Consider the following 26,981-nt stretch of genomic DNA (forward strand, 5'->3'; position numbering starts at 1 on the left):
GCGGCCGGCGGCAGGCGCGGGCGGCCCGGCGACCCGTAGCGGGCGGCCTGGAGCCTGGTGCCGGTGAAGACCCCGCTCTGGTTCCCGCAAAGCTTCTTCGCCCGCACCCTCTGGCTGGTGCTGGTGGTGGTGCTGTTCTCCAAGGTGCTGACGCTGGTCTACCTGATGGCCAACGAGGACGTGCTGGTCGATCGCCAGTACAGCCACGGCGCGGCGCTGACCCTGCGCGCCTACTGGGCGGCCGACCCCGGCGAGCGCTCGCGCATCGGCGCGGCCGCCGGGCTGCAGCAGGTGGCCGCCGCCGAGGTGCCGCGCAGCGAGTATCACTGGCCCTACACCGAGATCTTCGAGCGGCAGATGCGCGCCGAGCTGGGCCCGGAGACCGAGGTGCGGGTGCGCATCCAGCCGTCCACGGCGATCTGGGTGCTGGCGCCGCGTCTGGGCCCGGAGTGGGTCCGCGTGCCGCTGTACGCCTACCCGTTGCGCGGCCAGCGCATCTGGAGCGTGCTCGGCTGGTCGCTGGGCATCGGCCTGCTGTCCACCGCGGCTGCCTGGATCTTCGTCAGCCAGCTCAACCTGCCGCTCAAGCGCCTGGTCTATGCGGCGCGGCAGATCGGCAAGGGGCGCAGCGTGCGCCTGCCGGTCAGCGACACCCCCAGCGAGATGACCGAGGTCTACCGCGCGTTCAACCAGATGGCCGAGGACGTCGAGCAGGCCGGGCGCGAGCGCGAGCTGATGCTGGCCGGCGTGTCCCATGACCTGCGCACGCCGCTGACGCGCCTGCGCCTGTCGCTGGAGCTGATGAGCAGCGACGAGGAACTCACCGAGGAGATGATCCGCGACATCGAGGACATGGACGCCATCCTCGACCAGTTCCTCGCCTTCGTGCGTGACGGCCGCGACGAGCCGGTGGAGGACGTCGACCTCGGCGAGCTGGTCCGCGAGGTGGTCGCGCCCTACAACCAGCAGCGCGAGCGCATCCGCCTGGCGCTGCAGCCGCTGCCGTTGCTGGCGCTGCGGCGGGTGTCGATCAAGCGCCTGCTGGTCAACCTGATCGAGAACGCCCTGCGCTACGGCGGCGACGACGTCGAGGTCGCCGCGGCGGTGACCGGCGACGCCAACGCGCCCTACGTGGTGCTCAGCGTGCTCGACCGCGGCAGCGGCATCGACCCCAGGGAACTGGGCGAGATCTTCAACCCCTTCATCCGCGGCGACCGTGCCCGCGGCGGCCAGGGCGCCGGGCTCGGCCTGGCGATCGTCAAGCGCATCGCCAACCAGCACGGCGGCATCGTCGAGCTGCGCAACCGCGAAGGCGGCGGGCTGGAGGCGCGGGTCAGCCTGCCGCTGGGGCTGGTCTTGCCGCGCGGGGCTCTGCCGCTGGGCGCGGCGTGCTAGTGACGGGCGGCGCCAGGCGTGCAGGCTTGGCGCGGGCCAGCACCGCCGGCGTATAGGGTGGCGCCGGGTTGCCGGGGCCGCTGCGCCAGCCGGCGCGGGCCTGCAATGGATCGGCCGCCGGGCCGCCGATGCCCGGTTCGATCGCGTTGGCCCGCAGGTAGTCGAGCAGCGCCGCGGCCTCCAGTGGGCGACTGAACAGGTAGCCCTGGCCGATGTCGCAGCCGTGCTCGCGCAGGAAGCCCAGCTGCTCGTCGGTCTCGATGCCCTCGGCGACCACCTTCAGGCCCAGGCTGTGCGACAGGTCGATGATCGCCCGGGTCAGGGTGCGCGCATTCGGGATCACCGACAGGTTGCGCACGAAGCTGAGGTCGAGCTTGAGGATGTCGAACGGCAGCTGCAGCAGGTAGCTCAGCGACGAGTAGCAGGTGCCGAAGTCGTCGAGCGAGAGGCCGACGCCCATGCGCTTCAGCTCGCGCAGCGCCGAGCCGGTCTCGCCCATGTTGCGGATCAGCACGGTCTCGGTCAGCTCCAGCTCCAGGCAGCGCGGCTGCAGGCCGGTCTCCTGCAGCACCCGCCTGACCAGCGGCACCAGCCCTTCGCCGAGGAACTGCCGGGCCGACAGGTTGATGGCCAGGGGGAACGGGGCGAGGCCGGCGTCCTGCCAGGCCCGGCTCTGCAGGCAGGCGGTACGCAGCACCCATTCGCCGATCGGGATGATCAGGCCGGTGCTTTCGGCGATGGGGATGAACTCGGCCGGCGAAATGGTGCCCAGCCGCGGGTGGTGCCAGCGCAGCAGGGCCTCGGCGCCCTCGATGCGGCGCGTGGCGAGGCTCACCTTCGGCTGGTAGACCAGGCTCAGCTCGTTGCGCTCGACGGCCAGGCGCAGTTCGGCCTCGAGCGTCATGTGCCGCTGGTTCTGGATGTCCAGCTCCTCGGAGTAGAAGTGCATGCGGCGGCCGTCCTGGCGCTTGGCGTGGTACATGGCCAGGTCGGCGTTCTTCAGCAGGTAGTCCTCGCTGCCGTCGAGCGGGAACAGGCTGATGCCGATGCTCGCGCCGACGTGGATCTCGCGGGTCTGGATGACGAACGAGTGGCTGAGTACCTGCAGCAGCTTGGCGGCCACGCTGGCGGCTTCCTCGGCATCGCCGATGCTCGGCAGCAGGATGGCGAACTCGTCGCCGCCCAGGCGCGCCACCGTGTCGCTCTCGCGCAGGGCATTGCGCAGGCGCAGCGCGACGGCCCGCAGCAGGTCGTCGCCGGCGCAGTGGCCGAGGCTGTCGTTGATGACCTTGAAATCGTCCAGGTCCATCAGCAGCACGCCGACCAGCGCGTTGGAGCGCCGCGCCAGGCTGGTGGCCTGGCCGAGGCGGTCGAGGAAGTGCTTGCGGTTGGCCAGCCCGGTCAGCTCGTCGTGGCTGGCCTGGTACTGCAGCTGCTCGAGGTATTCGCGCTGGCGCTGGCGCTGGTGCTGCTTGCGCTCGGTGATGTCGACGATGGTGCCGATCAGCGCGCGCTCGCCGTGCAGGTGCATCACCGAGGCGAAGATCTCGATGTCGATCGGGCTGCCGTCGCGCCGGCGCGCGGCGACCTCGTAGACGGCGCGGTCGCTCTTGCCGGCCAGGCGCATGCGGGTGTTCTGGCGGATCGCCTGGTGGTCGAGCGGGTCGACCAGGTCGAGGATGCCGAGTTCGGCGAACCGCGCCTCGTCGAGCTGGAACATCTGCGCCAGAGTCCGGTTGGCGAAGTAGAAGCTCAGGTCCTCGTGGAGGATGTACACGCCCATCAGGCTGTTCTCGGCCAGGCCCTTGAACATCGCCACGCTCTGCGCCAGGGCGGCCCTGTCGTGCTCCTTCTTTTCCAGCAGCGCGCGGATTTCCCGCGAGGCGAAGTTGAAGGCATCGGCCAGCTCGCCGATCTCGTCGTTGGGGCGCAGGCCGGCATAGCTGCCGAAGCGACCGCGGGACAGGTTGAGGTGATGCCGCGCCAGTTCGCGCAGCGGGCTGACGAACTGCTGGCGGGTAGTGTGCAGCAGCACCAGCAGCACCACGAACTCGATGGCGAACAGCAGGTAGAGCGTCAGCGTGGCCTGCCGGTGGATGCGCTGCGAGCCGAGGGTCAGCGCGTCGACCATGCTTTCGGCATCCTGCAGCAATTGGGCGGCATGCTCGGCAGGGGCCGGCGCGCCGGGGCCGCGCGCGGCGAGCGCGCTCAGGTCCTGCTGCAGTACCGCCCACTTGCGCCGGGCCTCGGCCAGCAGCGGCAGCGCACCCGGGGCGATCCGGCGCAGCGTGATGCCCGCCGGCTGGCCCGCGTCCAGCGCCCGCAGCGCGTCGTCGAAGGCCTGGATGGTCGCCTGCCGCGACGCCAGGTCGGCATAGGCCTCGAAGGCGGCCTTCTGGCTGAGCATGCGCAGCTGCCCGACCTGGTCGACGGTCTGCGCGACGCCGTCGAGCCGGCCGAGCATCAGGTGGAAGGTCGCGATGTTCGCCGCGGCCATGGCCAGCAGGACTACCACCAGCAGGATGAACTTGCCCTGCAGGCCGAAGCGTCGCTCGATCCGGTTGTTGGGGTGTGGCGCGGCCATGACGATCCCGTGGACAGTGGCTATGACGGTCGCAGCAAGGATCGGATTGGCGCCTGGGGCAACGATGGGTCGCCTGGCGCTCTCGGTAAGGAGGTGGCGGATTCTGGCAGGACGATCCAGGCGGCAGGCTTGATGGCGATCAAGTCGTGGTGCGGATGATAGCTATTTGCCACTAAAGTCGAAGGCACCGCACGCGGGCCGTGAATGCGTCCGGCGGTGCCGCTCAGCCCTTGCCCTTGGTCCGCGTCAGGTTCGGCCCGGCGTTCTTTTCGAGGAACTGGATGATCAGCCCGGCGACGTCCTTGCCGGTGGTCTGCTCGATGCCTTCCAGGCCCGGCGAGGAGTTGACCTCCATCACCAGCGGGCCGTGGTTGGAGCGCAGGATGTCGACGCCGGCCACCGACAGGCCCATGACCCGTGCCGCGCGCACCGCGGTGGAGCGCTCCTCGGGGGTGATCTTGATCAGGCTGGCGGTGCCGCCGCGGTGCAGGTTGGAGCGGAACTCGCCGGGCTTGGCCTGGCGCTTCATCGCGGCGATCACCTTGTCGCCGACCACGAAGCAGCGGATGTCGGCGCCGCCGGCTTCCTTGATGTATTCCTGCACCATGATGTCCTGCTTGAGGCCGAGGAAGGCCTCGATCACCGACTCGGCGGCCTTGGCGGTCTCGGCCAGCACCACGCCCATGCCCTGGGTGCCTTCGAGCACCTTGATCACCAGCGGCGCGCCGCCGACCATCTGGATCAGGTCGGGAATGTCGTCGGGCGAGTGGGCGAAGCCGGTCACCGGCAGGCCGATGCCCTTGCGCGAGAGCAGCTGCAGCGCGCGCAGCTTGTCGCGCGAGCGGCTGATGGCGACCGATTCGTTGAGCGGGTAGACGCCCATCATCTCGAACTGGCGCAGCACCGCGCAGCCGTAGAAGGTGACCGAGGCACCGATCCGCGGGATCACCGCGTCGAAGCCTTCCAGCGACTGGCCGCGATAGTGGATCTGCGGCTTGTGGCTGGCGATGTTCATGTAGGCGCGCAGGGTGTCGATCACCAGCACCTCATGGCCGCGCTGCTGGCCGGCCTCGACCAGGCGACGCGTGGAATACAGGCGTGGATTGCGCGACAGCACGGCGATTTTCATTGGGCACCGGAGGAAGTGAGGATCTGGGGTTTGTCCTGCAGGTAGCTGCGCGACGGGTCGATCAGCCATTTGCCGTCGACCAGCGCGCGCGAGCCCAGCAGCAGGCGGTAGCGCATGTTCTTGCGGCAGGTCAGGGTGAACTCCACCGGCCAGACGTGACTGCCGAGCGCCAGCAGCGTGCGCACCACGTAGCGGTTCTGCGCCTGGCCGTTGGAGCTCTTGATGACCTTGTGCGCGACCAGCGGCGCCTCGCAGCGATGGCGGCGCTGGACCAGCGTGCCCAGGTGCGCGGTGAAGCGAACCCAGGGCTTGCCGTCGCGTTCGAATTCGACGATCTCGGTGGCGTGCAGCGCCGAGGTGCTGGCACCGGTGTCGATCTTCGCGCGCAGGCCGACCACGCCCAGGTCGGGCAGGGCGACCCATTCGCGCAAACCGATCAGCGTATGGGGATCGAGGCAGTCCAAGCGTGGCATCCGTGAGATTTGCGGGCATTCTAGTCGCCGTGCATGACAACTGCACGGGGCGCGACAGGGCTATGACAGCGAGGTCGGATACAGGTTGAGCAGGAACGACAACGACGACGGCAAAGTCCGTCTGGACAAGTGGCTGTGGGCGGCGCGCTTCTTCAAGACCCGCGCGCTGGCCAAGGAGGCGATCGACGGCGGCAAGGTGCATTGTCGCGGCGAACGCTGCAAGCCGGGCAAGGAGCCGAAAGTCGGCGAACAGTACGAGATCCGCTGCGGCTACGACGAGCGCACGGTGATCGTGCGCGCGCTGTCGGCGGTGCGCCGCGGCGCGCCCGAGGCGCAGGCGCTCTACGAGGAAACCGCCGAAAGCCTGGCCCGGCGCGAGGAGGCCGCGGCCCAGCGCAAGGCCGGCGCGCTCGGCGTGCAGACCGACGGCCGGCCGAGCAAGAAGCAGCGCCGGCAGATCGAGCTGCTGCGCGCGTTCAAGGGCTGAAGCAGGAACGACGCGGCCTGCAGCCGGTGCGGCGAAGCGACGGCGGGTGCCTCGGGCGGCCGGCGCTTCGTGTAAAATGCACGGCTTTTTCCGCGACCACCTTGCGAGCATCCGGCATGTCCGACCAGACCCAACGCTTCCTCTTCGACGACTCCGACGTGCGCGGCGAGACCGCCACGCTCGCCGAGAGCTACCAGCATGTGCTGGCCAAGCACGCCTACCCGGAGCCCGTCGCCCAGCTGCTCGGCGAGCTGCTGGCCGCCGCGGCGCTGCTGGTCGGCACGCTCAAGTTCGACGGCCTGCTGTCGCTGCAGGCGACCTCCTCGGGCGCGGTACCGCTGCTGATGGTCGAGTGCTCCAGCGAGCGCCACGTGCGCGGCATCGCCCGCTACGACGCGGCGCAGATCGAGGCCGGCGCCAGCCTGGCGCAGCTGATGCCCGACGGCGCCCTGGCGATCACCATCGACCCGGCGCGCGGCCAGCGCTACCAGGGCATCGTCGCGCTCGACGGCATCAACCTGGCGGCCTGCCTGTCGGCCTACTTCGCCACCTCCGAGCAGCTGCCCACGCGCTTCTGGCTCAACGCCGACGGCCGTCGCGCCTGCGGCCTGCTGCTGCAGCAGCTGCCGGCCGACCGCATCCACGACGCCGAGGAGCGCGACGCCAACTGGGAGCACCTGCTGACCCTGGCCGGCACCCTCACCGCCGAGGAGCTGCTCGGCCTGGATACCGAGACCATCCTGCACCGGCTGTTCCACCAGGAGCAGGTCCGGCTGTTCGAGCCGCTGCCGCTGCAGTTCCGCTGCAGCTGCTCGCGCGAGCGCTCGGCACGGGCGCTGATCAGCCTCGGCGAAGCCGATGCCCAGCAACTGGTGCAGGAGCAGGGCGGGCGCGTCGCCATCGACTGCCAGTTCTGCAATCACCAGTACCTGTTCGATGCGGCGGACGTCGCCCAGCTGTTCGCCGGCGCCGGCATCCAGCGGCCGTCGGACACCCGCCACTGATGGCCTCGGGCCAGAGTGAACCTTTTCGCCATCACGGGCTCATACCCAGCGCGACGCCTTTTCTGGCATAATCGCGCGCACTTTTTTCGATGTAGTCCGCCGCAGGGCGGACTACAACAGTACGGAGGATTCGGCCCAGGGCCGACGGGGACACTCATGACGCAAGCGACCAACGCCGTGTACACCGACATCAGCATCGCGCAACTGATCGAAGAAGCCGTCAAGCGCGGTGAAGGTGAACTGGCCGCCAATGGCTCTCTGGTGGTTAAGACCGGGCATCGCACGGGGCGTTCGCCAGCCGACCGTTTCATCGTCGAGGAACCGAGCACCCAGCACCACATCGCCTGGGGCCCGATCAACCGTCCGTTCCCGGCCGGCAACTTCGAGGCACTGTGGAACCGCGTCGAAGCCTACATCGCCGAGCGTGACAACTTCGTCTCCCACGTGCACGTCGGTGCCGACCCCGAGCACTACCTGCCGGTCAAGATGACCACCGAGACCGCCTGGCACAACCTGTTCGGCCGCTGCCTGTTCATCGAGCCGGCGCAGTTCAACCCGGCCGGCAAGAGCGAGTGGCGCATCCTCAACGCGCCGTTCTTCCAGTGCGTGCCCGAGCGCGACGGTACCCACTCCGATGGCTGCGTGATCATCAACTTCGCCGAGAAGAAGGTGCTGATCGCCGGCATGCAGTACGCCGGCGAGATGAAGAAGGCCATGTTCAGCGTGCAGAACTACCTGCTGCCGGACGTCGACGTGCTGCCGATGCACTGTGCCGCCAACATCGGCGAAGACGGCGATACCACGCTGTTCTTCGGCCTGTCCGGCACCGGCAAGACCACCCTCTCGGCCGACGAGTCGCGCTACCTGATCGGCGACGACGAGCACGGCTGGGGCGTTGGCCGCGTGTTCAACATCGAGGGCGGCTGCTATGCCAAGTGCATCGACCTGTCCGAGAAGAACGAGCCGGTGATCTGGAAGGCCATCAAGTTCGGTGCCGTGCTGGAGAACGTGGTGCTCGACGCGCGCACCCGCCTGCCCGACTACGCCGACGCCAGCCTGACCCAGAACAGCCGCGCCGCCTACCCGCTGGAGCACGTCGAGAAGCGCAGCGAGCAGAACCTCGGCGGCGAACCGAACGCGGTGATCTTCCTGACCTGCGACCTGACCGGCGTACTGCCGCCGGTGTCGATCCTGAACAACGAGCAGGCCGCCTACCACTTCCTCTCCGGCTACACCGCGCTGGTCGGTTCCACCGAGATGGGTTCGGGCAGCGGCATCAAGTCGACCTTCTCGACCTGCTTCGGCGCGCCGTTCTTCCCGCGTCCGGCCGGCGAGTACGCCGAGCTGCTGATCAAGCGCATCAACGCCTTCGGTTCCAAGGTCTACCTGGTCAACACCGGCTGGACCGGTGGCGGCTACGGCGTCGGCAAGCGCTTCAACATCCCCACCACCCGTGCGGTGATCGCCGCGATCCAGAGCGGCGCACTGGTCGGTGCCGAGACCGAGCACCTGCCGATCATCAACCTGGACGTGCCCAAGGCCGTCGCCGGCGTCGAGACCCAGCTGCTCAACCCGCGCAACACCTGGGCCGAGCCGGGCGCCTACGACCAGGCGGCCAAGGAGCTGGCGGCCAAGTTCATCGAGAACTTCAAGAAGTTCGACGTTTCCGACGCCATCCGCAGCGCCGGCCCGCAGCTCTGATCCGCAGGCTGTGGTGAAGAAAGGGCCGCCTTCGGGCGGCCTTTTCGTATCCGCGCGGTGAGCGATCGGAACGCTCGATCAATGTGTTCGAAAAGGCGCGATGGATTCGATGAGTCCGTCGGCCTAGCATGCCGGGCTTCACCCGTTCGACTGGAGCACGCCCATGCATATCGAAGAAGCCATCCGCAGTCGCCGCGCCATCAAGGCCTATGACGCCACGCACCAGCTCTCGCGCGAGGAAAAGGACGAGCTGCTGCAACTGGCCCTGCTGGCCCCCAGCGCCTTCAACCTGCAACACGTGCGCCTGGTGGAAGTCAGCGACCCGCAGCTGCGCCAGCAGATCCGCGCGGCCGGCTGGAACCAGGCGCAGATGACCGACGCCGCGATGCTGGTGGTGGTCTGCGCCCAGCTCGACAGCTGGGAGAAGAATGTCCGTCGCGTCTGGGACGGTGCGCCGCCCGAAGTGCAGGACTACATGGCCGGTGCCATCGACGCCTACTACCGCGGCAAGCCGCAGGTCCAGCGCGACGAGGTGATGCGCAGCTGCGGGCTGATGGCGCAGACGCTGATGCTGGCCGCGCGCGGCAAGGGCCTGGACTCCTGCCCGATGGATGGCTTCGACTACGACGCGGTCGGCAAGCTGATCAACCTGCCGGACAACCATGCGATCGGCCTGATGGTGGCGGTGGGCAAGCGCACCGCCGATCCGCGCCCGCGCATCGGCAAGCTGCCGTTCGACGAAGTGGTGCTGCGCAACGGTTTCTGAGGGCGCCTCGCTGACTGCGCGCCCCGCCATTCAGCCGCCGTGCAGCAGCTTGCCGAAACCGCTGTCGCTGGGCAGCAGATAGAAGCTCAGGCCGATCACCAGCACCAGGCCACCGAGATAGGCCAGGCAGACCAGCCAGTCGAGTCCGGAGAGGGGCTTGTGCGTGGGTGAAGGCCGCGAGCGGCGGGGGAACGGCATGGTGGTGGTCGCTGGTGCAGGCAGGTCGCGCGAAGCGGACAAGCGTACTGCCGGTAAAGGCAAAATGCCATCACTGTGGCCCGAACCGGTGCCGCGCGGTTGCATGGCAGCGTCCGAAGCGGGCTATGGCAGATTTCCTACAACGCCTGGTGGCATTCGGCGCTGCCGTGAAAGGCCACTGCCGGCTAATCTATGCCCGTCTCTGAAGCGCAGGACGCGCTCAGGATCAAGGATGATCGGCCATTGCCAGGACGGCGCTCCGGATGGACTCGGAATGGTCAGGAAAAACCCGCTTCGGCGGGTTTTTTGCTTTCTGCGGCCCGCGGCTGCTCCCGGCCGGCCCTGGGTCGCAGCCGTGCGTCCTGGCCCAGTTCGCCCGGGTCAGGAGTGCACGCACCAGCTCACCGCGTCACGCGGCACGCCGCATTCGTCGATGGCGTGGATCATCCCGCTGGCCAGCGCCGCCTCGGGCTCGAGGATGCGCGGCGATGCCTTGAGGTACTCGGGGATGTCCAGCGGCTCGCGTGCGCCACGGGTGCGCTCCTCGACGATGCGCGCATAGAGCAGCAGGTCCTCGTCCAGGCTCATGGCGTACTCGGACATGCGCGCGTGGTCCACCGAGCCATGCAGCGTCCAGTGGAAGGGATGGAAGAGGAACTTGCTGTGCCGGCAGGCCGTACGCCGCTCGCCGGCGAGGAAGATGATGTTGCCCATCGACTCGACCGTGCCCAGGTTGTGGGTGTGCACCGGGATCGGCAGGGCCATCAGGAAGTTGTACATGGAAAAGCCGTAGCTGCATTCGCCGCCCATGGTCGCGATCTTCACGACCAGGCTCGACGCACCTTCCTGCACGGCCTGTGAGCAGCGGGCGATCAGCTGGCCGCAGGTGGCGGAGTTGATCGGCGCGGTGAAATTGATGATGTGAACGGTCATGTGCCACTTCTTGTATGCAGATGGTCGGCGGTGGCCAGGCCCCTGGCCGTCATCGCCGGGGTTGCCTGTCCGGTTGGGCGACAGGCCGCTGGCGTGGCGTGCCACGGCGCCTGGCCGGACGCCACGGTAGGCCGCGCCGGCTGGCCAGCTCGAAGCGGACATGGCGCCCGCTTCGAGGGCGTGGCCGGATCAGCTGTTGCGGCCACCGCCACTGCTCTGGCCGCCCTTGCGACCGGCCTCGGCGGCCTTCTCGCGGTCGTTGGCGAAGTTGCCGCCACTGTTCTGGCCACCCTTGCGCCCGGCTTCGGCGGCGCGCTGGGGGGCGTTCTTGAAGTTGCCACCGCTGGCCTGGCCGCCCTTGCTGCCGATTTCCTGATAGAACTCCTTGTCGTGGCTTGCCGCGGTCGCCTCGCCACCTTTGCGACCGGCTTCGTTCACGCTCATGCTGCCTTTGTTGTCAGCCATGGGATCCTCCAGAAAGTCGAGTAACTGGGTTTCGGCGGGCGTTAATCGCCGCGCCACACCTGTTCTGAAAGACCTTTGCGGGCCAAGTTCAGCCAGCGCGGACGAGTGGTTGCAGGCCCCGCTGCGCCTGGGATCGTCGTGCCAGAGCGGTGCGCGGGTTCAGTCCTGGGCGAGTGCCAGGAGCTGCTCGATCAGCCAGTTGAGCGCGGCGTCGTTCTGCCGCTGGGCGACGCTGACGACATCCAGCTGGAACGGGCCGAGGGCGAACGGCAGGTCGAGCACCTGCAACGGCAACAGTTCGGCGAAGTGCAGCGCCAGACGGGTCGGCAGCACCACCGCCAGGTCGCTGGCGGCGACGATGTGCGGCGCCTGCAGGTAGTTCGGCGTGGTGTAGACCACCTCGCGTGCCAGGCCCTGTTCCTGCAGCCAGAGATCGACCATGCCGCGGGTCTGGCCGCCGTGCACCCAGAGGTGGCGCAGCTGCAGGAACGTCTCCAGGTCGAGCGGTCGCCCGGCCAGCGGGTGCCCCTGGCGCAGCACCAGCTTGAGCCCCTCGCTGGCCCAGCGGCGGGTCTGGAAGCGCGTCGGCACCTCGAGGAAGCGGCCCAGTGCCAGGTCGATCTCGCCGCGGTCCAGCGCCTCGCCCGGCAGGGTCGGCGCCAGTGGTTCGACCGCCAGGCGGATGCCCGGGGCCAGGCGCGCCAGGCGCTGCATCAGCCGCGGCATGCACAGCAGTTCGACGTAGTCGGTCACCGCGATGACGAAGCGCGCGCGGCTGCTGGCCGGGTCGAACAGGTCGCCGGCATTGAGCGAGGCCTCGATGCGCGCCAGCGCGTCGCGGATCGGCATCTCCAGGCCGAGCGCGCGCGGCGTCGGCTGCATGCCGCGGCCGACCCGCACCAGCAGTGGGTCGTCGAGCAATTCGCGCAGGCGCGCCAGGGCGTTGCTCACCGCCGGCTGGCTGAGCGACAGGCGTTCGGCGGCACGCGAGACGTTGCGCTCGCGCAGCAGGGCGTCGAGTACCTTGAGCAGGTTAAGGTCGAAGCTGGAAATATTCATCTGATGAATTTATTCCATCACAAGACTAAATTTCAAAAATAGTACTGGCTTCGTCTATGGTGGTCTCCTGTTTTTCGCCCGCCATGAGGATGAGCAAATGAGCCAACCCCGCATCGAGATCCAGCGCGCCGCCGTTATCGGCGCCGGCACCATGGGCCGCGGCATCGTCATGAGCCTGGCCAACGCCGGCCTCGAGGTGCTGTGGCTGGACAGCAAGCCCGAGATGCTCGAGCAGGCGCTCGGCGCGGTGGCCGACACCTATGCGCACAACGTGCGCCAGGGTCGCATCGACGAAGCCGAGGCGGCGGCCCGGCGTGCTCGTATCGAGCCGGTCGCCGGCTACGCGGCGCTGGCCGATGTCGATCTGGTGATCGAGGCGGTCTACGAGAACCTGGAACTCAAGCAGCGCATCTTCGGTGAGCTGGATGGCATCGTGCGGCCTGGCGCGATCCTCGCCAGCAACACCTCGGCACTGGATATCGATGCCATCGCCGCGGCCACCGGGCGCCCGGAGCAGGTGGTGGGGCTGCACTTCTTCAGCCCGGCGCACATCATGAAACTGCTGGAGATCGTCCGTGGGGCGAAGACCTCCAAGGCCGTGCTCGCCGCCTCCACCGAGCTGGGCAAGCGCATGGGCAAGGTCAGTGTGATCGCCGGCAACTGCCCGGGTTTCATCGGCAATCGCATGCTCGCCACCTACGTGCGCGAGGCGCGGATGATGCTGCTCGAAGGCGCCTATCCCCATCAGGTGGACGCCGCGCTGCAGGGCTTCGGCTTCGCCATGGGCCCGTTCCGCATGTACGACGTGGTCGGAATCGACTTGGAATGGCGCGCCCGCGAGTTGGCCGGCAAGGGCCAGGACGAGGCCGAGGTGCAGGTGGATAACCGCCTCTGCGAGCTCGGCCGCTTCGGCCAGAAGTCGCGCATGGGCTACTACCGCTACGCCGAGGGCAGCCGCCAGGCCGAGCACGACCCGGAAGTGGATGCCCTGGTGCAGCGCGAGTCCGAGCGCTTGGGCTTCCAGCGCCGCGAGATCGGCGAGGAGGAAATCCTCGAGCGCTGCCTGCTGGCGCTGGTCAACGAGGGCGCCAAGATTCTCGAGGAAGGCATGGCCGAGTCCAGCGCCGATATCGACACCGTCTACCTCTACGGTTACGGCTTCCCGGCCGCAGTCGGTGGGCCGCTGACCTGGGCCGACCGCCAGGGCCTGCCGGCCATTCGTGATCGCCTCAACGCATTGGTCGAGCGCCACGGCGAGCACTGGCAGCCGGCCGGACTGATCGACAGCCTGGCCACCCTTCGCGGCCGCTTCGCCGACTACAAGAAGGAGGCATGAGCATGGAATACAAGGCACCGCTGCGCGACATGCGTTTCGTCCTGCACGAGCTGTTCGACGTCAGCGCTCACTGCGAACTGCTCGGCAACGGCCTGGACCGCGAGCTGATCGACGGCGTGCTGGAAGAAGCTGCGCGCTACACCGGCGGCGAGATCGCGCCGCTCAATCGCAACAGCGACGAAGAAGGCGTGACCCTGGAAAACGGCGAAGTGCGCACGCCGCAGGGCTTCGTCGAGGCCTACCGGCAGTACGTCGACAACGGCTGGGCAAGCATGACCGGCCCGCTCGAATACGGCGGCCAGGGCTTCCCGCAGATGGTCGCCTGCGCCTTCCACGAGATGCTGATGGCCGCCTCGCTGTCGTTCCGCATCTATTCCGGCCTGACCGAAGGCGCGGTGCTGGCGCTCTACCGGCACGGCAGCGAGGCGCTCAAGGACGCCTATCTGGAGAAACTGGTCAGCGGCCGCTGGAGCGGCACCATGTGCCTCACCGAGCCGCAGGCCGGCACCGACCTGGCGCTGCTGCGCACCCGCGCCGAACCTCAGGCGGACGGCAGCTACAAGGTCAGCGGCAGCAAGATCTTCATCTCCGGCGGCGAACACGACATGAGCGAGAACATCGTGCATCTGGTGCTGGCGCGCCTGCCGGATGCGCCGGCCGGGGTGAAGGGCATCAGCCTGCTCTTGGTACCCAAGTTCATCGCCAATGCCGACGGTACGCCGGGGGCACGCAACGCGCTGAGCTGCGGGGCCATCGAGCACAAGATGGGCATCAAGGGCGCGGCCACCTGCGTGATGAATTTCGACGGCGCCAGCGGCTGGCTGGTCGGCGAAGCCAACCAGGGCCTGGCCTGCATGTTCACCATGATGAACGACGCGCGCTTCCAGGTCGGCCTGCAGGGCCTGGGCATCGCCGAGCAGGCCTTCCAGGGCGCCCTCGGCTACGCCAGGGAGCGCCTGCAGTCGCGCGCGTTGGCCGGTGCGGAGCAGCCGGACAAGCCGGCCGACCCGATCATCGTCCACCCCGACGTGCGCCGCATGCTGCTGACGCAGAAGACGCTGGTCGAGGGTTGCCGGATGCTGGCCGTCTACACCGCGCGCCAGCTCGACCTGGAGCACGCCCATCCCGAACCGGCCTGGCGCGCGGCCGCGGCGCGCCGGGCGGCGTTGCTGATCCCCCTGGTCAAGGCGTTCTTCACCGACATGGGCCAGGAGGTGGCCAGCCTCGGCGTGCAGGTCTACGGCGGCCACGGCTACATCCGCGAGTGGGGCATGGAGCAACTGATGCGCGACAGCCGCATCACCCAGCTCTACGAGGGCACCAACGGTATCCAGGCGCTGGACTACATCCGCCGCAAGCTGCTCGGCGATGGCGGTGCCGAGCTGTCGGCGCTACAGGCCGAGTTCAGCGAGCTGTGCGACCGCCAGGCGGGGCGACCGACATTGCACGAACTGGCCGGCAAGGTGCAGGCCCGCCTCGGCGAGTGGCGCGAGCTGGGCGCCGAGGTGATCGCCGCCTGCGCCCGCGACCCGCAGGAAATCGGCGCGGTGTCGGTGGACTTCCTACACTACTCGGCCTACGTGCTGCTTGCCGGGCTCTGGCTGCAGGCCGCCGCCTGCGCCCAGGATCGCCTGGACGAGGGCACCGGCGAGGCGGCTTTCTACCAGGCCAAGCTGGCCAGCGCCGCGTTCTTTGTGCATCGCCTGCTGCCGCGCGCCAGTGCCCACCGCGAGGCCATCGCCGGCGGCGCGGCCTGCCTGATGGCCCTGCCGGCCAGCGACTTCGCGTTCTGATTGCGCCGCCCAACGAACCAGGAGACACCCATGCACCCGTTCAGCTTCGCCACCACCGCCCAACTGATCTGCGAGCCGGGTGCCGCCGCGCGCCTGGCCACGCTGTGCCGGGAGCGCGAGGCGCGCTCGGTGCTGATCGTCAGCGATCCGGGCATTGCCCGCCTCGGCCTGCTCGATGGCCTGCTGCCGGGCTTCGCCGCCGAGGGCCTGACGGTGGCGGTCTACGACCAGGTCCTGGCCGATCCGCCGGAGCACATCGTGCTGGCGGCGGTGGCGCAGGCCAAGGCGGCTCAGGCCGATCTCATCATCGGCTTCGGCGGCGGCAGCTCGATGGACGTGGCCAAGCTGGTGGCGCTGCTGGCGCATCCGCAGAACGAGCAGGCGCTGCCGGACATCTACGGCGTCGGCAATGCCCGTGGCCGGCGCCTGCCGCTGATCCAGGTGCCGACCACCGCGGGCACCGGTTCGGAAGTCACCCCCATCGCCATCGTCACCACCGGCGAGACCACCAAGATGGGCGTGGTCTCGCCGCTGCTGCTGCCGGACCTGGCGTTGCTCGATGCCGATCTCACCCTCGGCCTGCCACCTGCGGTGACCGCGGCCACCGGCATCGACGCCATGGTGCATGCCATCGAGGCCTACACCAGCGCGCTGAAGAAGAACCCGCTGTCCGACCTGCTGGCCCGCGAAGCCCTGCGCCTGCTGGCCGGCAACCTCGACACCGTGGTGCGCGATGGCGGCGACCGCGAGGCGCGCCAGGCCATGCTGCTGGGCGCCAGCCTGGCCGGCCAGGCCTTCGCCAACGCCCCGGTGGCGGCGGTGCATGCGCTGGCCTATCCGCTGGGCGGCAACTTCCACATCCCCCACGGGCTGTCCAACGCGCTGGTGCTGCCGCACGTGCTGCGCTTCAACCTGGATGCGGCGCGCGCGCACTACCGCGAGCTGGCGCCGCTGGTGCTCGGCGACGCGCTGCAACCCGGGCGCTGCGCCGCCGAGCAGCTGATCGAGGCGCTCGCCGCGCTGAATGCCCGGGTCGGCCTGCCGACTTGCCTGCGCGAGGCCGGCGTCAGCGAGCAGATGCTGCCGCAGCTGGCCCGCGAGGCCATGCAGCAGCAGCGCCTGCTGGTGAACAACCCGCGCGAGGTCACCGAGGCCGATGCCCTGGCGATCTACCGCGCGGCCTACTGACCAGGCATCGCCGAAGGAGAACCGCCATGGCCGAACAACCCCGGCATCTGCGCAGCGACTACCGCCAGCTGCAGCCGATCACCACGCGCTGGCATGACAACGACATCTACGGCCACGTCAACAACGTGACCTACTACGGCTTCTTCGACACCGCGGTGAACCGCTACCTGATCGAGCAGGGCGGGCTGGATATCCACGGCGGCGAGGTGGTCGGCTTCGTGGTCAGCTCCTCGTGCGACTACTTCGCCTCGATCAGCTTTCCCGACCGGGTCGAGGTGGGTGTGCGGGTGGCGCGGCTGGGCAACTCGTCGGTGCAGTACGAACTGGCGATCTTCCGCAACGGCGAAAACGAGGCCTGCGCCGCCGGGCGCTTCGTGCACGTCTTCGTGCAGCGCAGCAACAACCAGCCGACCCCGATCCCGCCGCGCCTGCGTACTGCGCTGGAGGCGCTGGCCTGAGATAGCAAACGCCGGGCACGTGCCCCGGCGTTCTGCTCAATGGTGGCGGTGGCGGTGCTTGTTCTTGTAATGGCCCTTGCCCGGGTGGCGGCGGTAATGGTGGTGGTCGTCATGGCCGCGGTACGAGCCGCGATAGTCATGGTCGTCGCCGTAGGCGTTGCCCAGCGCGCCGCCGGCGGCGCCGCCGACCGCGGCCCCGATCAGGCCGCCGGACGGGCCGCCGACCTGCTGGCCGATGACGTTGCCGCCGGCCGTACCCAGGCCACCGCCAATGGCTGCTTCGGTGCGGCTGCGCTTGTCGGCGCCGATCGCCCCGCCGGCCGCGCCGCCGACGCCGGCACCGATGGTGGCGCCGGTCGCGCCACCCAGTTGTCCTCCGACCACCGAGCCCAGCGCGCCGCCGAGTGCGCCGCCGACGGCGGCTTCGGTATTGCTGCCGGCGAAGGCGGCCGCGCTGAGCAGGCTCGCGGACAGCAGCAGAATCGACGAATACTTCATAGGAAAACCCCGATTGGTGGATGCGCCGCGATCTGACCCTTTGCCGCGGCGATCGGCAAGCATTCATCGATAAATTGCGTGAACGAGGTCGCGATCCGCGAATATTTGCAGGGGCTCGGGAACCGCCAACAAGCGAAGCGGTCTGAGCCCGATCGCCCTCGATAGCTCAGGCCCGCTCGTGCGGCTCGAGCGGGCTGTAGACCCGCGGCGCGCTGCGCCGGGGCAGGTGGATCAGGTTCAGCTTGTGCCGCTGCGCCCAGCGCGCCGCCAGCCCGGTCGGCGCGGACAGGCTGACCAGCGTGGCGATGCCGGCGCGCTGGACCTTGTGGATCAGCTCCAGGCTGCAGCGGCTGGTGACGACCGCCAGGCCGCCGGCGGTGTCCAGGCGCGCGCGGGCCAGGGCGCCGATCAGCTTGTCCAGCGCGTTGTGCCGGCCGATGTCCTCGCGGGCGAGGCGAATCTGCCCGTGGCCATCCATGAACAGCGCACAATGCACCGCGCCGCAGTCCTGGGCCAGCGGCTGGAACGCGGCGATGCGCTGGCGCAGGCCGTCGAGCCAGTCCGGCGGCGGCAAGGGCGCCCCCGGCAGCGGCGCCAGCTCGGGCAGCGCCTGGGCCAGCGCCTCGACGCCGCAGAGCCCGCAACTGCCGGTGCCGGGCAGCCCGCGGCGCTGCTGCTTGAGACGCCAGAAGGCGCGGCTGGAGATCTCCACCTCGGCCTGGCGCGCGTGGCGCGTGCCGGCGAGGCGGATGTCGTAGATCTCGCGGCTGTGCTGGACGATGCCGGCGCCGAGGCTGAAGCCCACCACGAAGTCCTCGACATCGGCCGGGCTGATCATCATCACCGCCTGGCTGATGCCGTTGTAGGCCAGCGCCAGCGCGCATTCCTCGGCCAGCTCGACCGGGCGTTCGCCGGGCTCGCCCAGGGCGTGGAAGTGATAGCGGCGGCTGGCCCCCGGCGGGGCGCTCTCGACCACCGCCAGCTGCGGGCGGGAAAGCGATCTCATGGCAGCTCCGTCATGACAGGCCAGGCGCGCGTCCGCGTGCCCTGCCTGTTCTGAGCCGGCGCGGCGGGCAAACGTTCCGCGCCGGCGAGCTGCCGTTCGTCCTGCTCAGTTTTCGCCGGCGTGGGCGAGCATGTCGCGCACGTGCTGGGCCAGGGTGTCGACGCTGAACGGCTTGCTGATCATGTCCATGCCCTGCTCGAGGAACCCCGCGCTGGCGGCCTGCTCGGCATAGCCGGTCATGAACAGCACCGGCAGGTCGCGGCGGTGCTGGCGGGCGATGTCGGCCAGCTGGCGGCCGTTCATGCCCGGCAGACCGACGTCGGTGACCAGCAGGTCGATGCGCCCGCTCGCCTCGAGGATGCGTACCGCGGCCTTCGCCTCGGCGGCTTCCAGGGCGCGATAGCCGAGCATGTCGAGCACGTCGAGCACCAGCAGGCGCACCGCCGGGTCGTCCTCGACCACCAGCACGGTTTCGTCCGCTTGCGCCTGGGGTGGCCGCGCGGGCAACGGCTCGTCGTGGGTCGGCAGCGACAGTTGCGGATGCACCGGCAGGTACAGGCGCACCTCGGTGCCGACCCCGGGCTCGCTCTCGATCAGCACGTGGCCGCCGGCCTGGCGGGTGAAGCCGTAGATCATCGACAGCCCGAGGCCGGTTCCCTGGCCGATCGGCTTGGTGGTGAAGAAGGGTTCGAAGGCGCTGGCCAGGACCCGCGTGCTCATGCCGCAACCGCTGTCGATGACGCTCAGGGTGACGTAGTGCCCGGCGGCGAGGTCGCCAACCTCGGCGTCGTGGTGCAGCTCGACGTTGGCGGTGGCGATGCGCAGGCTGCCGCCGTCGGGCATGGCATCGCGGGCGTTGATCACCAGGTTGAGCAGGGTGCTTTCCAGCTGGTTCTCGTCGCTGATCGCCGGCATCAGGTCGGCAGCCAGCTGCGTGCGGACCTGGATGTGGCTGCCCAGGGTGCGCACCATCAGGTCGTGCATCGACTCGACCAGGGCGTTGAGCTCGACGCGCTTGAGGTTCAGCGGCTGGCGGCGGGCGAAGGCCAGCAGGCGATGGGTCAGCGCCGCCGCGCGGTTGGCCGAGGTGAAGGCGGCCTCGATGAAGCGCCCGGTCTCCTGGTGGCGACCGGACTGGTTGTAGCGCTGGATCAGCTCCAGGCCGCCGATGATGCCGGTGAGCATGTTGTTGAAGTCGTGGGCGATACCGCCGGTCAGCTGGCCCACGGCCTCCATCTTCTGCGCCTGGCGCAGCGCCTCCTGGGCCTGCTCGCGGCTGGCCATCTCCTTGAGCAGGCGCTCGTAGACCTGCGCCAGCGCCTCGGTGCGCTCCTGAATGCGGCTTTCCAGCGTCTCGTTCAGCTCGCGCAGCGCCTGCTCGGCCTGGCGCCGCTCGGTGATGTCTTGGGCCATGACGAAGAAGCCGCGCACCGTGCCCTGCTCGTCGCGCCGCGGCAGGTACTGCACCTGCGAATGGCGCGGCGAGCCGTCGCGATGCGGTGCATAGGCCTCGAAGGTCACCGGCTCGCCGGCCAGCGCCCGGCGGATGTTGGCCTCGCGCAGTGCGTAGGCCTTCTCGCCGAGCACCTCGAGCACCGTCTTGCCGTACAGCCGTTGCGGGCTGTGGCCGAACCACTGCTCGTAGTAGCGGTTGTTGAAGCGGAAGCGCTGCTCGTGGTCGATGTAGCCGATGAGGATCGGCAGCGAATCGGTGATCGCCTTGAGCTCGGCCTCGCGGTTGCGCAGTGCCTGCTCGCTGGCCTGCTGGCGGGTGATGTCCATCACCGCGCCAGTGAAGCGCAGCAGCCGCTGCCCGTCGCGCTGGCAGTGGCCGCGGGCCTGGGCCCAGCGCGGCGGCTGGTCGGCGCTCGCCAGCCGGTAGCGGGCGCTGAAGCTGCCGCCGCACTGCAGGCAGCGCTGCATGTTCTGGCGTACGGCTGCGCGGTCGTCGGGGTGGATATGGGCGAAGAAGTCCTGCACGTGGAAGCCCTGGCCGCGCTCGGCATCCTCGGCGGTCACCCGCGAGAGCAGCTCGAAGGCTTCGTCGGCGGCTTCGCGGCTGGTGTCCCAGTCCCAGATGCCGATCAGGTCGCTGGCCTCCAGCGCCAGGTGCAGGCGATGCACGCTGTGGCGCTGCAGGCTGGCGTCCTGCTGGTGGTGCTGTGCGGCCTGCGACAGGCGCTGCTCGGTGCGCAGCTGCTGGGTGGTCTCGCGCAGGCAGAGCAGCAGCCCGGCGCTGTTTCCGTCGGCGTCGCGGATCGGGCTGAGGGCCAGGTCCAGCCAGGCGTCACGTACTTCGCCGTCGCGTTCCAGGCGCAGGCACTGGTTGTGCAGCAGGCTCGCCTGGCCGCCGCGTGCCCGCGTGCAGGCTGGCGCCAGCAGGCCCCAGCTGGCCTGCCAGGTGACCTCGGCCGGCGCGCCGAGGGCGGCCGGATGGCGTGCGCCGAGCAGGCTGGCGTGGGCGTCGTTGTACAGCTGCAGGCCGTCCTCGCCCCAGAGGATGCACATCGGCAACGGCGCCTCGAGGATGGTGTCGACCAGCTGGCGCAGCGCCGCAGGCCAGTCCGCCGAGGCGCCCAGTGCGCCGGCGGACCAGTCGTGGTGGCGGATCCGTTCGCCCATTTCGCTCTCGCTGTACGGCCAGCGCTGCACTGCTGCCATTGGTTATCCATTCCTTTGCACGGGGCCTGCCGCCCCCGGTTGCGTCGCGCTGCGACGTCGGGCGTCAGGACCGGGTTCGCTTGGCGTGACCGTCCGGTCATCTGACGCAGTGTAATGGCTCCAGCCCGGAGCCGCTGCGCTCAGGCGTCGGTGCCGGCGGCCTCGAGGGCGCGCACCAGGTCGCGATAGTCGTCCACCGCGGCGAATTCCTCGGTGTCCTTGGCGCCGCGCCGGCTGTCCGGCTCGCGCACGGCGAGCAGCCGGGCGATGCCGAAGCGGCGCGCGCTGCGCAGGATCGGCAGGCTGTCGTCGATGAACAGCGCGCGGGCCGGGTCGAAGTCGATGTCCTGCCTGAGCGCGTGCCAGAACTGCGCCTCTTCCTTGGGGAAGCCGTAGTCGTGGGAGCTGATCAGACGGTCGAACCAGGGGGCGAGTTCGACGCGCTCGAGCTTGAGCGACAACGAGTCGCGATGCGCGTTGGTGATTAGCACCACGCGCTTGCCGGCGCGCTGCAGCGCGGCGAGGAATTCGTCGGCCGCCGGGCGCAAGGCGATCAGGTGGGCGATCTCGCGCTTCATCTCGCGGATCGGCAGATCGAGCTCGCGCGTCCAGTAGTCCAGGCAGTACCAGGTCAGGCGACCCTGGTGCTCGTTGAACAGCGGGCCGAGTTCCAGCTCGGCCATCGCCTGGCTGATGCCGTGGCGCTCGGCATAGCGGGCCGGAAGAAACTCGAGCCAAAAATGGTTATCGAAATGTAGGTCCAGCAGGGTGCCGTCCATGTCCAGCAGGACGGTATCGATTTCGGACCAGGGCAGCATGGCGGTCATGGCAGGCTCGCAACAGGTGACGGATCGGCGGTGCGCTCGCTGGCAAAGCCCTCGCAGTCGCCGCGAAAAGCCGGGTTATGATAGCCCCTCGCGTTTGCAGGAGTCCCCCATGCGCCAGAAACCCACCGTCCTTGCCCGTGAGATCGTCGCCACGAGCCGCCTGTTCCGCGTCGAGGAACTGCAGCTGCGCTTTTCCAACGGCGTGGAGCGCACCTACGAACGCCTGGTCGGCCGCGGCGCGGGCTACGGCGCGGTGATGATCGTCGCCCTGGCCGATGCGCGCAGCGTGCTGCTGGTGGAGGAATACTGCGGCGGAACCGACAGCTACGAGCTGTCGCTGCCCAAGGGCCTGATCGAACCCGGCGAGGACGTGCTCGAGGCGGCCAACCGCGAGCTGAAGGAAGAGGCCGGCTTCGGCGCGCGCCGCCTGGAGCTGCTCGCCGAGCTGTCGCTGTCGCCCGGCTACATGAGCCAGAAGATCCAGGTGGTACTGGCGCGCGACCTCTATCCCGAGCAGCTGCCGGGCGACGAGCCCGAGCCGATGCGCGTCGAACGCTTCGACCTGGCCGAGCTGTCGAGCCTGGTCCAGCACCCGCAGTTCAGCGAGGGCCGCGCGCTGGCAGCGCTCTACCTGGCGCGCGACCTGCTGACCCAGCGCGGGGAGTTCAGCGCATGAGCCATCCCTACCTGCCGGCGGTGATCGAGCTGGTGCGCCAGGCCGGCGCGGCGATCCTGCCGTACTGGCGCCGCGAGCTGGCGGTCACCGCCAAGGCCGACGACTCGCCGGTGACCGCGGCCGACCTGGCGGCGCACGATGTGCTGGTCCAGGGGCTGCGTGCGCTCGATGGCGGCATTCCGGTGCTGTCCGAGGAAGACTGCCAGCTGCCGCTGGCCGAGCGCGCCGCCTGGCAGCGCTGGTGGCTGGTCGATCCGCTGGATGGCACCAAGGAATTCATCGCCGGCAGCGAGGAATTCACCGTCAACGTGGCGCTGATCGAGCAGGGCGTGGTGCGCTTCGGCGTGGTCGGCATCCCGGCCAACGGGCGCTGCTACTACGGTGGCGCCGAGTTCGGTGCCTGGCGCAGCGAGGCCGATGGCGACAGCCAGCCGCTGCATGTGCGCCAGGCTGCCGCCGAGCGCTTCACCCTGGTCGCCAGCCGCCGGCACAGCAGCCCGGCGCAGGAGCACCTGGTCGCCAGCCTGCGCGAGCGCTTCGGCGAGGTGGAGCTGGCCAATGTCGGCAGCTCGCTGAAGTTCTGCCTGCTGGCCGAGGGCAAGGCCGACTGTTACCCGCGGCTGGCGCCCACCTCGCAGTGGGACACCGCCGCCGCCCAGGGCGTGCTCGAAGGCGCCGGCGGCGAGGTCATCCAGGTCAGTGGCGCGCCGCTCGGCTATGCGGCGCGCGAGGACTACCTGAACCCCTGGTTCCTCGCCCTGCCCAGGGGCGTCGACTGGCGCGCGCGCCTGCTGGAGCTGGCGCGGCACGCCTGATCCGGCTCAGTCGCGAGGCGCGGCCGGCTGCGCCTCGGGCAGGAACCAGTTCATCAGCAGGGCGCAGATGCCGCCGGTGGCGACCCCCGACTCCAGCACGTTGCGCAGCGCCGCTGGCAGGTGCGCGAGGAATTCCGGCACCTGGGAAAAGCCCAGGCCCAGGGCCAGCGACACGGCGATGATCAGCAGCGCGCGGCGGTCGAGCTGCACCCCGGCGAGGATGTTGATGCCGGCGGCGGCCACCGCGCCGAACATCACCAGCGCGGCACCGCCGAGCACCGGCTCGGGCACCGCCTGCAGCACGCCGGCGACCACCGGGAACAGGCCGAGGATCACCAGCATCGCGGCGATCCACAGGCCCACGTGGCGGCTGGCGATGCCGGTCAGCTGGATGATGCCGTTATTCTGCGCGAACACCGAACTGGGAAAGGTGTTGAACAGCCCGGCCAGCAGCGAGTTGGCGCCATTGACCAGCACGCCGCCCTTGATCCGCTGCATCCACAGCGGGCCCTCGACCGGCTGGCGCGACAGCTTGCTGGTGGCGGTGATGTCGCCGATCGCCTCCAGCGAGGTCACCAGGTAGATCACCACCATCGGGATGAACAGGCTCCAGGAGAAGCCCAGGCCGAAGTGCAGCGGCATCGGCACCTGGAACAGCGCGGCCTCGCGCATGCCGGTGAAGTCCAGCCGGCCCAGCCAGGCGGCCAGCACGTAGCCGATGGCCAGCGCGATGATGATCGCGCAGCTGCGCAGCCACACCACCGGCAGCCGGTTGAGCACGACGATGGCACCGAGCACCACGCCCGAGAGCAGCAGGTTCTCGCGGTTGGCGAAGCTGCCGTCGCCCATCGCGGCGAAGCCGCCGCCCATGCTGATCAGCCCGACCTTGATCAGGGTGAGGCCGATCATCAGCACCACGATGCCGGTCACCAGCGGGTTGATCAGCCGCTTGACGAACGGCAGCACGCGCGACACGCCCATCTCGACGAAGGAGCCGGCGATCACCACGCCGAAGATCGCCGCCATCACCGCCTCGACCGGCATGCCGTCCTTGACCATCAGTACGCCGCCGGCGATCAGCGGGCCGACGAAGTTGAAGCTGGTGCCCTGGACGATCAGCAGACCGGCGCCCAGCGGGCCGAAGCGCTTGCACTGCAGGAAGGTGGCGATGCCGGAGATCACCAGCGACATCGAGACGATGATGTTGGTGTCGCGCGGCGATACGCCGATGGCCTGGCAGATCAGCAGGCCGGGGGTGACGATCGGCACGATGATCGCCAGCAGGTGCTGCAGCGCGGCGAGGAAGGCGACCCAGGGGCGTGGCCGGGCGTCGAGGCCGAGGACCAGGTCGTTGGCGGGGGAGTCGGCAGGGGTGTCGGCGGTGCTCATGGGGCTGTCCCGGGAAAAAGCCGCGATTCTAGCCGCGCTGCCCGGTCGCTGACAGCGCCTGCTCGTCGCCGGTCGGCAGCGCCCAAGAAAAAGCCCGGCGCAGGGCCGGGCTTTGGGGGCGAGCGCGGGACGGGCTCAGCCGTCCAGCAGCGCCTTGTTGCGCACCGCACCCTTGTCGGCGCTGGTGGCCAGCAGGGCGTAGGCCTTGAGCGCGGTGGTGACCTTGCGCGCGCGCGGTTGCGCCGGCTTCCAGCCCTTGTGGTCCTGGTGCAGGCGGCGGGCCTTGAGCTGCTCGTCGTCGACCAGCAGGTTGATGCTGCGGTTGGGGATGTCGATGAGGATCCGGTCGCCGTCCTCGACCAGGCCGATGGCGCCGCCGGCCGCGGCTTCCGGCGAGACGTGGCCGATCGACAGGCCCGAGGTGCCGCCGGAGAAGCGGCCGTCGGTGAGCAGCGCGCACTGCTTGCCCAGGCCCTTGGACTTCAGGTACGAGGTCGGGTAGAGCATTTCCTGCATGCCCGGGCCGCCCTTCGGGCCTTCGTAGCGGATCACCACGATGTCGCCCGGCTGGATCTCGTCGGCGAGGATGCCCTTCACCGCGGCGTCCTGGCTCTCGAAGATGCGCGCGCGGCCTTCGAACACGTGGATGGATTCGTCCACGCCGGCGGTCTTCACCACGCAGCCGTCCTCAGCGATGTTGCCGTAGAGCACGGCCAGGCCGCCTTCGGCCGAGTAGGCATGCTCGACGTCGCGGATGCAGCCTTCGGCGCGGTCGAGGTCCAGGCTCGGCCAGCGGGTCGCCTGGCTGAACGCGGTCTGCGTCGGGATGCCTGCCGGGCCCGCCTTGAAGAAGGTGTGCACGGCTTCGTCCGTGGTCTGGGTGATGTCCCAGGCGGCGATGCCGGCGGCCAGGGTGCTGCTGTGCACGGTGGGCACGTCGGTGTGCAGCAGGCCGCCACGGGCCAGCTCGCCGAGAATGGAGAAGATGCCGCCGGCGCGGTGCACGTCTTCCATGTGGTACTTCTGGATGTTCGGCGCGACCTTGCACAGCTGCGGCACGCGGCGCGACAGCCGGTCGATGTGGCGCAGGTTGAAGTCGACCTCGGCCTCCTGGGCGGCGGCCAGGAGGTGCAGGATGGTGTTGGTCGAGCCGCCCATGGCGATGTCCAGGGTCATGGCGTTCTCGAACGCCTTGAAGCTGGCGATGTTGCGCGGCAGCGCGGATTCGTCGCCCTCGCCGTAGTAGCGCTGGCACAGCTCGACGATCAGGCGGCCGGCCTTGAGGAACAGCTGCTCGCGGTCGGCGTGGGTGGCCAGGGTGGTGCCGTTGCCCGGCAGCGACAGGCCGAGGGCTTCGGTCAGGCAGTTCATCGAGTTGGCGGTGAACATGCCCGAGCAGCTGCCGCAGGTCGGGCAGGCGCTGCGCTCGTACTCGGCGACGGTCTCGTCGGAGCAGCTGTCGTCGGCGGCGGCGACCATGGCGTCGACCAGGTCGAGGCCGTGGGCGGCCAGCTTGGTCTTGCCGGCCTCCATCGGCCCGCCGGAGACGAACACCACCGGGATGTTCAGGCGCAGCGCGGCCATCAGCATGCCGGGGGTGATCTTGTCGCAGTTGGAAATGCACACCAGGGCGTCGGCGCAGTGGGCGTTGACCATGTACTCGACGGAGTCGGCGATGATCTCGCGGGACGGCAGCGAATAGAGCATGCCGTCGTGACCCATGGCGATGCCGTCGTCGACGGCGATGGTGTTGAATTCCTTGGCCACGCCGCCGGCCTTCTCGATCTCGCGGGCGACCAGCTGGCCCATGTCCTTCAGGTGCACATGGCCGGGCACGAACTGGGTGAAGGAGTTGGCGACGGCGATGATCGGCTTCCTGAAGTCCTCGTCCTTCATCCCGGTGGCGCGCCACAGGGCACGGGCGCCGGCCATGTTGCGGCCGTGGGTGGAGGTTTTCGAGCGGTAATCGGGCATGAGGGTGTCCTGCGGCTATCAGATGACGGATGTGGGTAGCGTGAGCGCCTCGCGGGCTCCATGCAATCGGCGGTAGCCGTGCGTCTGTCGATGGCCGGCAGGCGGGATCACCGCGCGTGCGGCCGGCTCACAAGCACGCCGGAGGGTTACTGGCGAAGAGGCCCGA

The 26,981-nt window shown here is 69.3% G+C and carries 23 protein-coding genes and 1 pseudogene; 11 read left to right on the forward strand and 13 right to left on the reverse strand.

Annotated features, from left to right (window positions below; all coding sequences use genetic code 11):
• Nucleotides 1–63: 63 nt before the first annotated feature.
• Nucleotides 64–1,395 carry an ATP-binding protein gene (locus tag L3N39_RS02405; protein ID WP_237255601.1) on the forward strand — a complete coding sequence of 444 codons (1,332 nt, stop codon included), beginning with the start codon at nt 64–66 and terminating at the stop codon, nt 1,393–1,395.
• Here the strand turns inward: L3N39_RS02405 and L3N39_RS02410 are convergent.
• The 3 genes from L3N39_RS02410 to L3N39_RS02420 all read right to left on the reverse strand — a co-directional run bounded on the left by L3N39_RS02410 (nt 1,334) and on the right by L3N39_RS02420 (nt 5,572).
• The gene (locus L3N39_RS02410) at nt 1,334–3,979 is read right to left on the reverse strand and encodes an EAL domain-containing protein (RefSeq protein ID WP_237255602.1); all 2,646 of its coding nucleotides are present in this window, start codon (nt 3,977–3,979) and stop codon (nt 1,334–1,336) included. The genes L3N39_RS02405 and L3N39_RS02410 overlap by 62 nt on opposite strands.
• A gap of 223 nt (nt 3,980–4,202) precedes the next feature.
• Entirely contained in the window at nt 4,203–5,108 is a 906-nt protein-coding gene (rimK, locus tag L3N39_RS02415) for a 30S ribosomal protein S6--L-glutamate ligase (protein WP_237255603.1), read from the reverse strand.
• Nucleotides 5,105–5,572, reverse strand: coding sequence for a retropepsin-like aspartic endopeptidase RimB (locus tag L3N39_RS02420; RefSeq protein ID WP_237255604.1), 468 nt, complete (start codon nt 5,570–5,572; stop codon nt 5,105–5,107). The genes rimK and L3N39_RS02420 overlap by 4 nt, the downstream gene beginning before the upstream one ends.
• 94 nt (nt 5,573–5,666) lie before the next feature.
• Here L3N39_RS02420 and L3N39_RS02425 point away from each other — a divergent pair, with 94 nt between their 5' ends.
• The 4 genes from L3N39_RS02425 to L3N39_RS02440 all read left to right on the forward strand — a co-directional run bounded on the left by L3N39_RS02425 (nt 5,667) and on the right by L3N39_RS02440 (nt 9,539).
• Nucleotides 5,667–6,068 (forward strand): RNA-binding S4 domain-containing protein, encoded by a 402-nt coding sequence (locus L3N39_RS02425; RefSeq protein WP_237255605.1) that lies wholly within the window; start codon nt 5,667–5,669, stop codon nt 6,066–6,068.
• A gap of 116 nt (nt 6,069–6,184) precedes the next feature.
• Nucleotides 6,185–7,072, forward strand: coding sequence for an Hsp33 family molecular chaperone HslO (gene hslO / locus L3N39_RS02430; protein ID WP_237255606.1), 888 nt, complete (start codon nt 6,185–6,187; stop codon nt 7,070–7,072).
• Between the two features lie 156 nt (nt 7,073–7,228).
• A complete protein-coding gene (locus L3N39_RS02435; RefSeq protein ID WP_237255607.1) occupies nt 7,229–8,773 on the forward strand; it encodes a phosphoenolpyruvate carboxykinase in 1,545 nt (514 codons plus the stop codon).
• 163 nt (nt 8,774–8,936) lie between these two features.
• Complete coding sequence (locus L3N39_RS02440; protein WP_237255608.1) at nt 8,937–9,539, forward strand: nitroreductase family protein; 603 nt, start codon at nt 8,937–8,939, stop codon at nt 9,537–9,539.
• A 30-nt stretch (nt 9,540–9,569) separates the two neighbouring features.
• Here the strand turns inward: L3N39_RS02440 and L3N39_RS02445 are convergent, their stop codons facing one another.
• The 4 genes and pseudogenes from L3N39_RS02445 to L3N39_RS02460 form a co-directional block, all read right to left on the reverse strand.
• Nucleotides 9,570–9,737 carry a hypothetical protein gene (locus tag L3N39_RS02445; RefSeq protein WP_237255609.1) on the reverse strand — a complete coding sequence of 56 codons (168 nt, stop codon included), beginning with the start codon at nt 9,735–9,737 and terminating at the stop codon, nt 9,570–9,572.
• A 381-nt stretch (nt 9,738–10,118) separates the two neighbouring features.
• Nucleotides 10,119–10,670 carry an ATP-dependent Clp protease proteolytic subunit gene (locus L3N39_RS02450; protein ID WP_237255610.1) on the reverse strand — a complete coding sequence of 184 codons (552 nt, stop codon included), beginning with the start codon at nt 10,668–10,670 and terminating at the stop codon, nt 10,119–10,121.
• A 204-nt stretch (nt 10,671–10,874) separates the two neighbouring features.
• A pseudogene (locus tag L3N39_RS02455) lies at nt 10,875–11,135 on the reverse strand (general stress protein); the annotation flags it as partial.
• Between the two features lie 159 nt (nt 11,136–11,294).
• Nucleotides 11,295–12,194 (reverse strand): LysR family transcriptional regulator, encoded by a 900-nt coding sequence (locus L3N39_RS02460; protein WP_237255611.1) that lies wholly within the window; start codon nt 12,192–12,194, stop codon nt 11,295–11,297.
• A gap of 97 nt (nt 12,195–12,291) precedes the next feature.
• Here L3N39_RS02460 and L3N39_RS02465 point away from each other — a divergent pair, with 97 nt between their 5' ends.
• The 4 genes from L3N39_RS02465 to L3N39_RS02480 are packed head-to-tail and all read left to right on the forward strand — an operon-like array spanning nt 12,292 to nt 16,969.
• Nucleotides 12,292–13,530, forward strand: coding sequence for a 3-hydroxyacyl-CoA dehydrogenase (locus L3N39_RS02465; RefSeq protein ID WP_237255612.1), 1,239 nt, complete (start codon nt 12,292–12,294; stop codon nt 13,528–13,530).
• Between the two features lie 2 nt (nt 13,531–13,532).
• Entirely contained in the window at nt 13,533–15,323 is a 1,791-nt protein-coding gene (locus tag L3N39_RS02470) for an acyl-CoA dehydrogenase C-terminal domain-containing protein (RefSeq protein WP_237255940.1), read from the forward strand.
• Between the two features lie 30 nt (nt 15,324–15,353).
• Complete coding sequence (locus tag L3N39_RS02475; protein ID WP_237255613.1) at nt 15,354–16,511, forward strand: iron-containing alcohol dehydrogenase; 1,158 nt, start codon at nt 15,354–15,356, stop codon at nt 16,509–16,511.
• A 26-nt stretch (nt 16,512–16,537) separates the two neighbouring features.
• On the forward strand, nt 16,538–16,969 hold the full coding sequence (locus tag L3N39_RS02480; protein ID WP_237255614.1) for an acyl-CoA thioesterase: 432 nt from the start codon (nt 16,538–16,540) through the stop codon (nt 16,967–16,969).
• Nucleotides 16,970–17,005: 36 nt separating this feature from the next.
• On the opposite strand, the gene L3N39_RS02485 is transcribed toward L3N39_RS02480, so the two are convergent.
• From L3N39_RS02485 to yrfG, 4 genes are all read right to left on the reverse strand, one after another.
• Complete coding sequence (locus tag L3N39_RS02485) at nt 17,006–17,467, reverse strand: YMGG-like glycine zipper-containing protein (protein WP_237255615.1); 462 nt, start codon at nt 17,465–17,467, stop codon at nt 17,006–17,008.
• A 166-nt stretch (nt 17,468–17,633) separates the two neighbouring features.
• Nucleotides 17,634–18,473 (reverse strand): formate dehydrogenase accessory sulfurtransferase FdhD, encoded by an 840-nt coding sequence (gene fdhD, locus L3N39_RS02490; protein WP_237255616.1) that lies wholly within the window; start codon nt 18,471–18,473, stop codon nt 17,634–17,636.
• Between the two features lie 105 nt (nt 18,474–18,578).
• A complete protein-coding gene (locus L3N39_RS02495; protein WP_237255617.1) occupies nt 18,579–21,134 on the reverse strand; it encodes a PAS domain-containing hybrid sensor histidine kinase/response regulator in 2,556 nt (851 codons plus the stop codon).
• Between the two features lie 140 nt (nt 21,135–21,274).
• A complete protein-coding gene (gene yrfG / locus L3N39_RS02500) occupies nt 21,275–21,961 on the reverse strand; it encodes a GMP/IMP nucleotidase (protein WP_237255618.1) in 687 nt (228 codons plus the stop codon).
• 109 nt (nt 21,962–22,070) lie between these two features.
• Between yrfG and nudE the strand changes: the two genes are divergently transcribed.
• Nucleotides 22,071–22,637 (forward strand): ADP compounds hydrolase NudE, encoded by a 567-nt coding sequence (gene nudE, locus L3N39_RS02505; protein WP_237255619.1) that lies wholly within the window; start codon nt 22,071–22,073, stop codon nt 22,635–22,637.
• Nucleotides 22,634–23,452, forward strand: coding sequence for a 3'(2'),5'-bisphosphate nucleotidase CysQ (gene cysQ, locus L3N39_RS02510; protein ID WP_237255620.1), 819 nt, complete (start codon nt 22,634–22,636; stop codon nt 23,450–23,452). The genes nudE and cysQ overlap by 4 nt, the downstream gene beginning before the upstream one ends.
• A gap of 6 nt (nt 23,453–23,458) precedes the next feature.
• On the opposite strand, the gene L3N39_RS02515 is transcribed toward cysQ, so the two are convergent.
• Nucleotides 23,459–24,841, reverse strand: coding sequence for a nucleobase:cation symporter-2 family protein (locus L3N39_RS02515; protein WP_237255621.1), 1,383 nt, complete (start codon nt 24,839–24,841; stop codon nt 23,459–23,461).
• Between the two features lie 135 nt (nt 24,842–24,976).
• Nucleotides 24,977–26,815 carry a dihydroxy-acid dehydratase gene (gene ilvD / locus L3N39_RS02520; protein ID WP_237255622.1) on the reverse strand — a complete coding sequence of 613 codons (1,839 nt, stop codon included), beginning with the start codon at nt 26,813–26,815 and terminating at the stop codon, nt 24,977–24,979.
• Nucleotides 26,816–26,981 lie beyond the last annotated feature (166 nt).

This window comes from Pseudomonas oligotrophica, assembly GCF_021726475.1.
Classification (GTDB): Bacteria; Pseudomonadota; Gammaproteobacteria; order Pseudomonadales; family Pseudomonadaceae; genus Stutzerimonas; species Stutzerimonas oligotrophica.

Bases quoted from the DNA above. Each gene is read 5' to 3' on its own strand.
- hslO (WP_237255606.1), top strand. From the start codon at position 6,185: ATGTCCGACCAGACCCAACGCTTCCTCTTCGACGACTCCGACGTGCGC.
- L3N39_RS02435 (WP_237255607.1), top strand. From the start codon at position 7,229: ATGACGCAAGCGACCAACGCCGTGTACACCGACATCAGCATCGCGCAA.
- cysQ (WP_237255620.1), top strand. From the start codon at position 22,634: ATGAGCCATCCCTACCTGCCGGCGGTGATCGAGCTGGTGCGCCAGGCC.
- L3N39_RS02465 (WP_237255612.1), top strand. From the start codon at position 12,292: ATGAGCCAACCCCGCATCGAGATCCAGCGCGCCGCCGTTATCGGCGCC.
- L3N39_RS02450 (WP_237255610.1), bottom strand. From the start codon at position 10,670: ATGACCGTTCACATCATCAATTTCACCGCGCCGATCAACTCCGCCACC.
- L3N39_RS02410 (WP_237255602.1), bottom strand. From the start codon at position 3,979: ATGGCCGCGCCACACCCCAACAACCGGATCGAGCGACGCTTCGGCCTG.
- rimK (WP_237255603.1), bottom strand. From the start codon at position 5,108: ATGAAAATCGCCGTGCTGTCGCGCAATCCACGCCTGTATTCCACGCGT.
- L3N39_RS02480 (WP_237255614.1), top strand. From the start codon at position 16,538: ATGGCCGAACAACCCCGGCATCTGCGCAGCGACTACCGCCAGCTGCAG.
- L3N39_RS02475 (WP_237255613.1), top strand. From the start codon at position 15,354: ATGCACCCGTTCAGCTTCGCCACCACCGCCCAACTGATCTGCGAGCCG.
- L3N39_RS02515 (WP_237255621.1), bottom strand. From the start codon at position 24,841: ATGAGCACCGCCGACACCCCTGCCGACTCCCCCGCCAACGACCTGGTC.
- L3N39_RS02485 (WP_237255615.1), bottom strand. From the start codon at position 17,467: ATGAAGTATTCGTCGATTCTGCTGCTGTCCGCGAGCCTGCTCAGCGCG.
- L3N39_RS02440 (WP_237255608.1), top strand. From the start codon at position 8,937: ATGCATATCGAAGAAGCCATCCGCAGTCGCCGCGCCATCAAGGCCTAT.
- L3N39_RS02470 (WP_237255940.1), top strand. From the start codon at position 13,533: ATGGAATACAAGGCACCGCTGCGCGACATGCGTTTCGTCCTGCACGAG.
- nudE (WP_237255619.1), top strand. From the start codon at position 22,071: ATGCGCCAGAAACCCACCGTCCTTGCCCGTGAGATCGTCGCCACGAGC.
- L3N39_RS02445 (WP_237255609.1), bottom strand. From the start codon at position 9,737: ATGCCGTTCCCCCGCCGCTCGCGGCCTTCACCCACGCACAAGCCCCTC.
- L3N39_RS02495 (WP_237255617.1), bottom strand. From the start codon at position 21,134: ATGGCAGCAGTGCAGCGCTGGCCGTACAGCGAGAGCGAAATGGGCGAA.
- ilvD (WP_237255622.1), bottom strand. From the start codon at position 26,815: ATGCCCGATTACCGCTCGAAAACCTCCACCCACGGCCGCAACATGGCC.
- fdhD (WP_237255616.1), bottom strand. From the start codon at position 18,473: ATGAGATCGCTTTCCCGCCCGCAGCTGGCGGTGGTCGAGAGCGCCCCG.
- L3N39_RS02460 (WP_237255611.1), bottom strand. From the start codon at position 12,194: ATGAATATTTCCAGCTTCGACCTTAACCTGCTCAAGGTACTCGACGCC.
- yrfG (WP_237255618.1), bottom strand. From the start codon at position 21,961: ATGACCGCCATGCTGCCCTGGTCCGAAATCGATACCGTCCTGCTGGAC.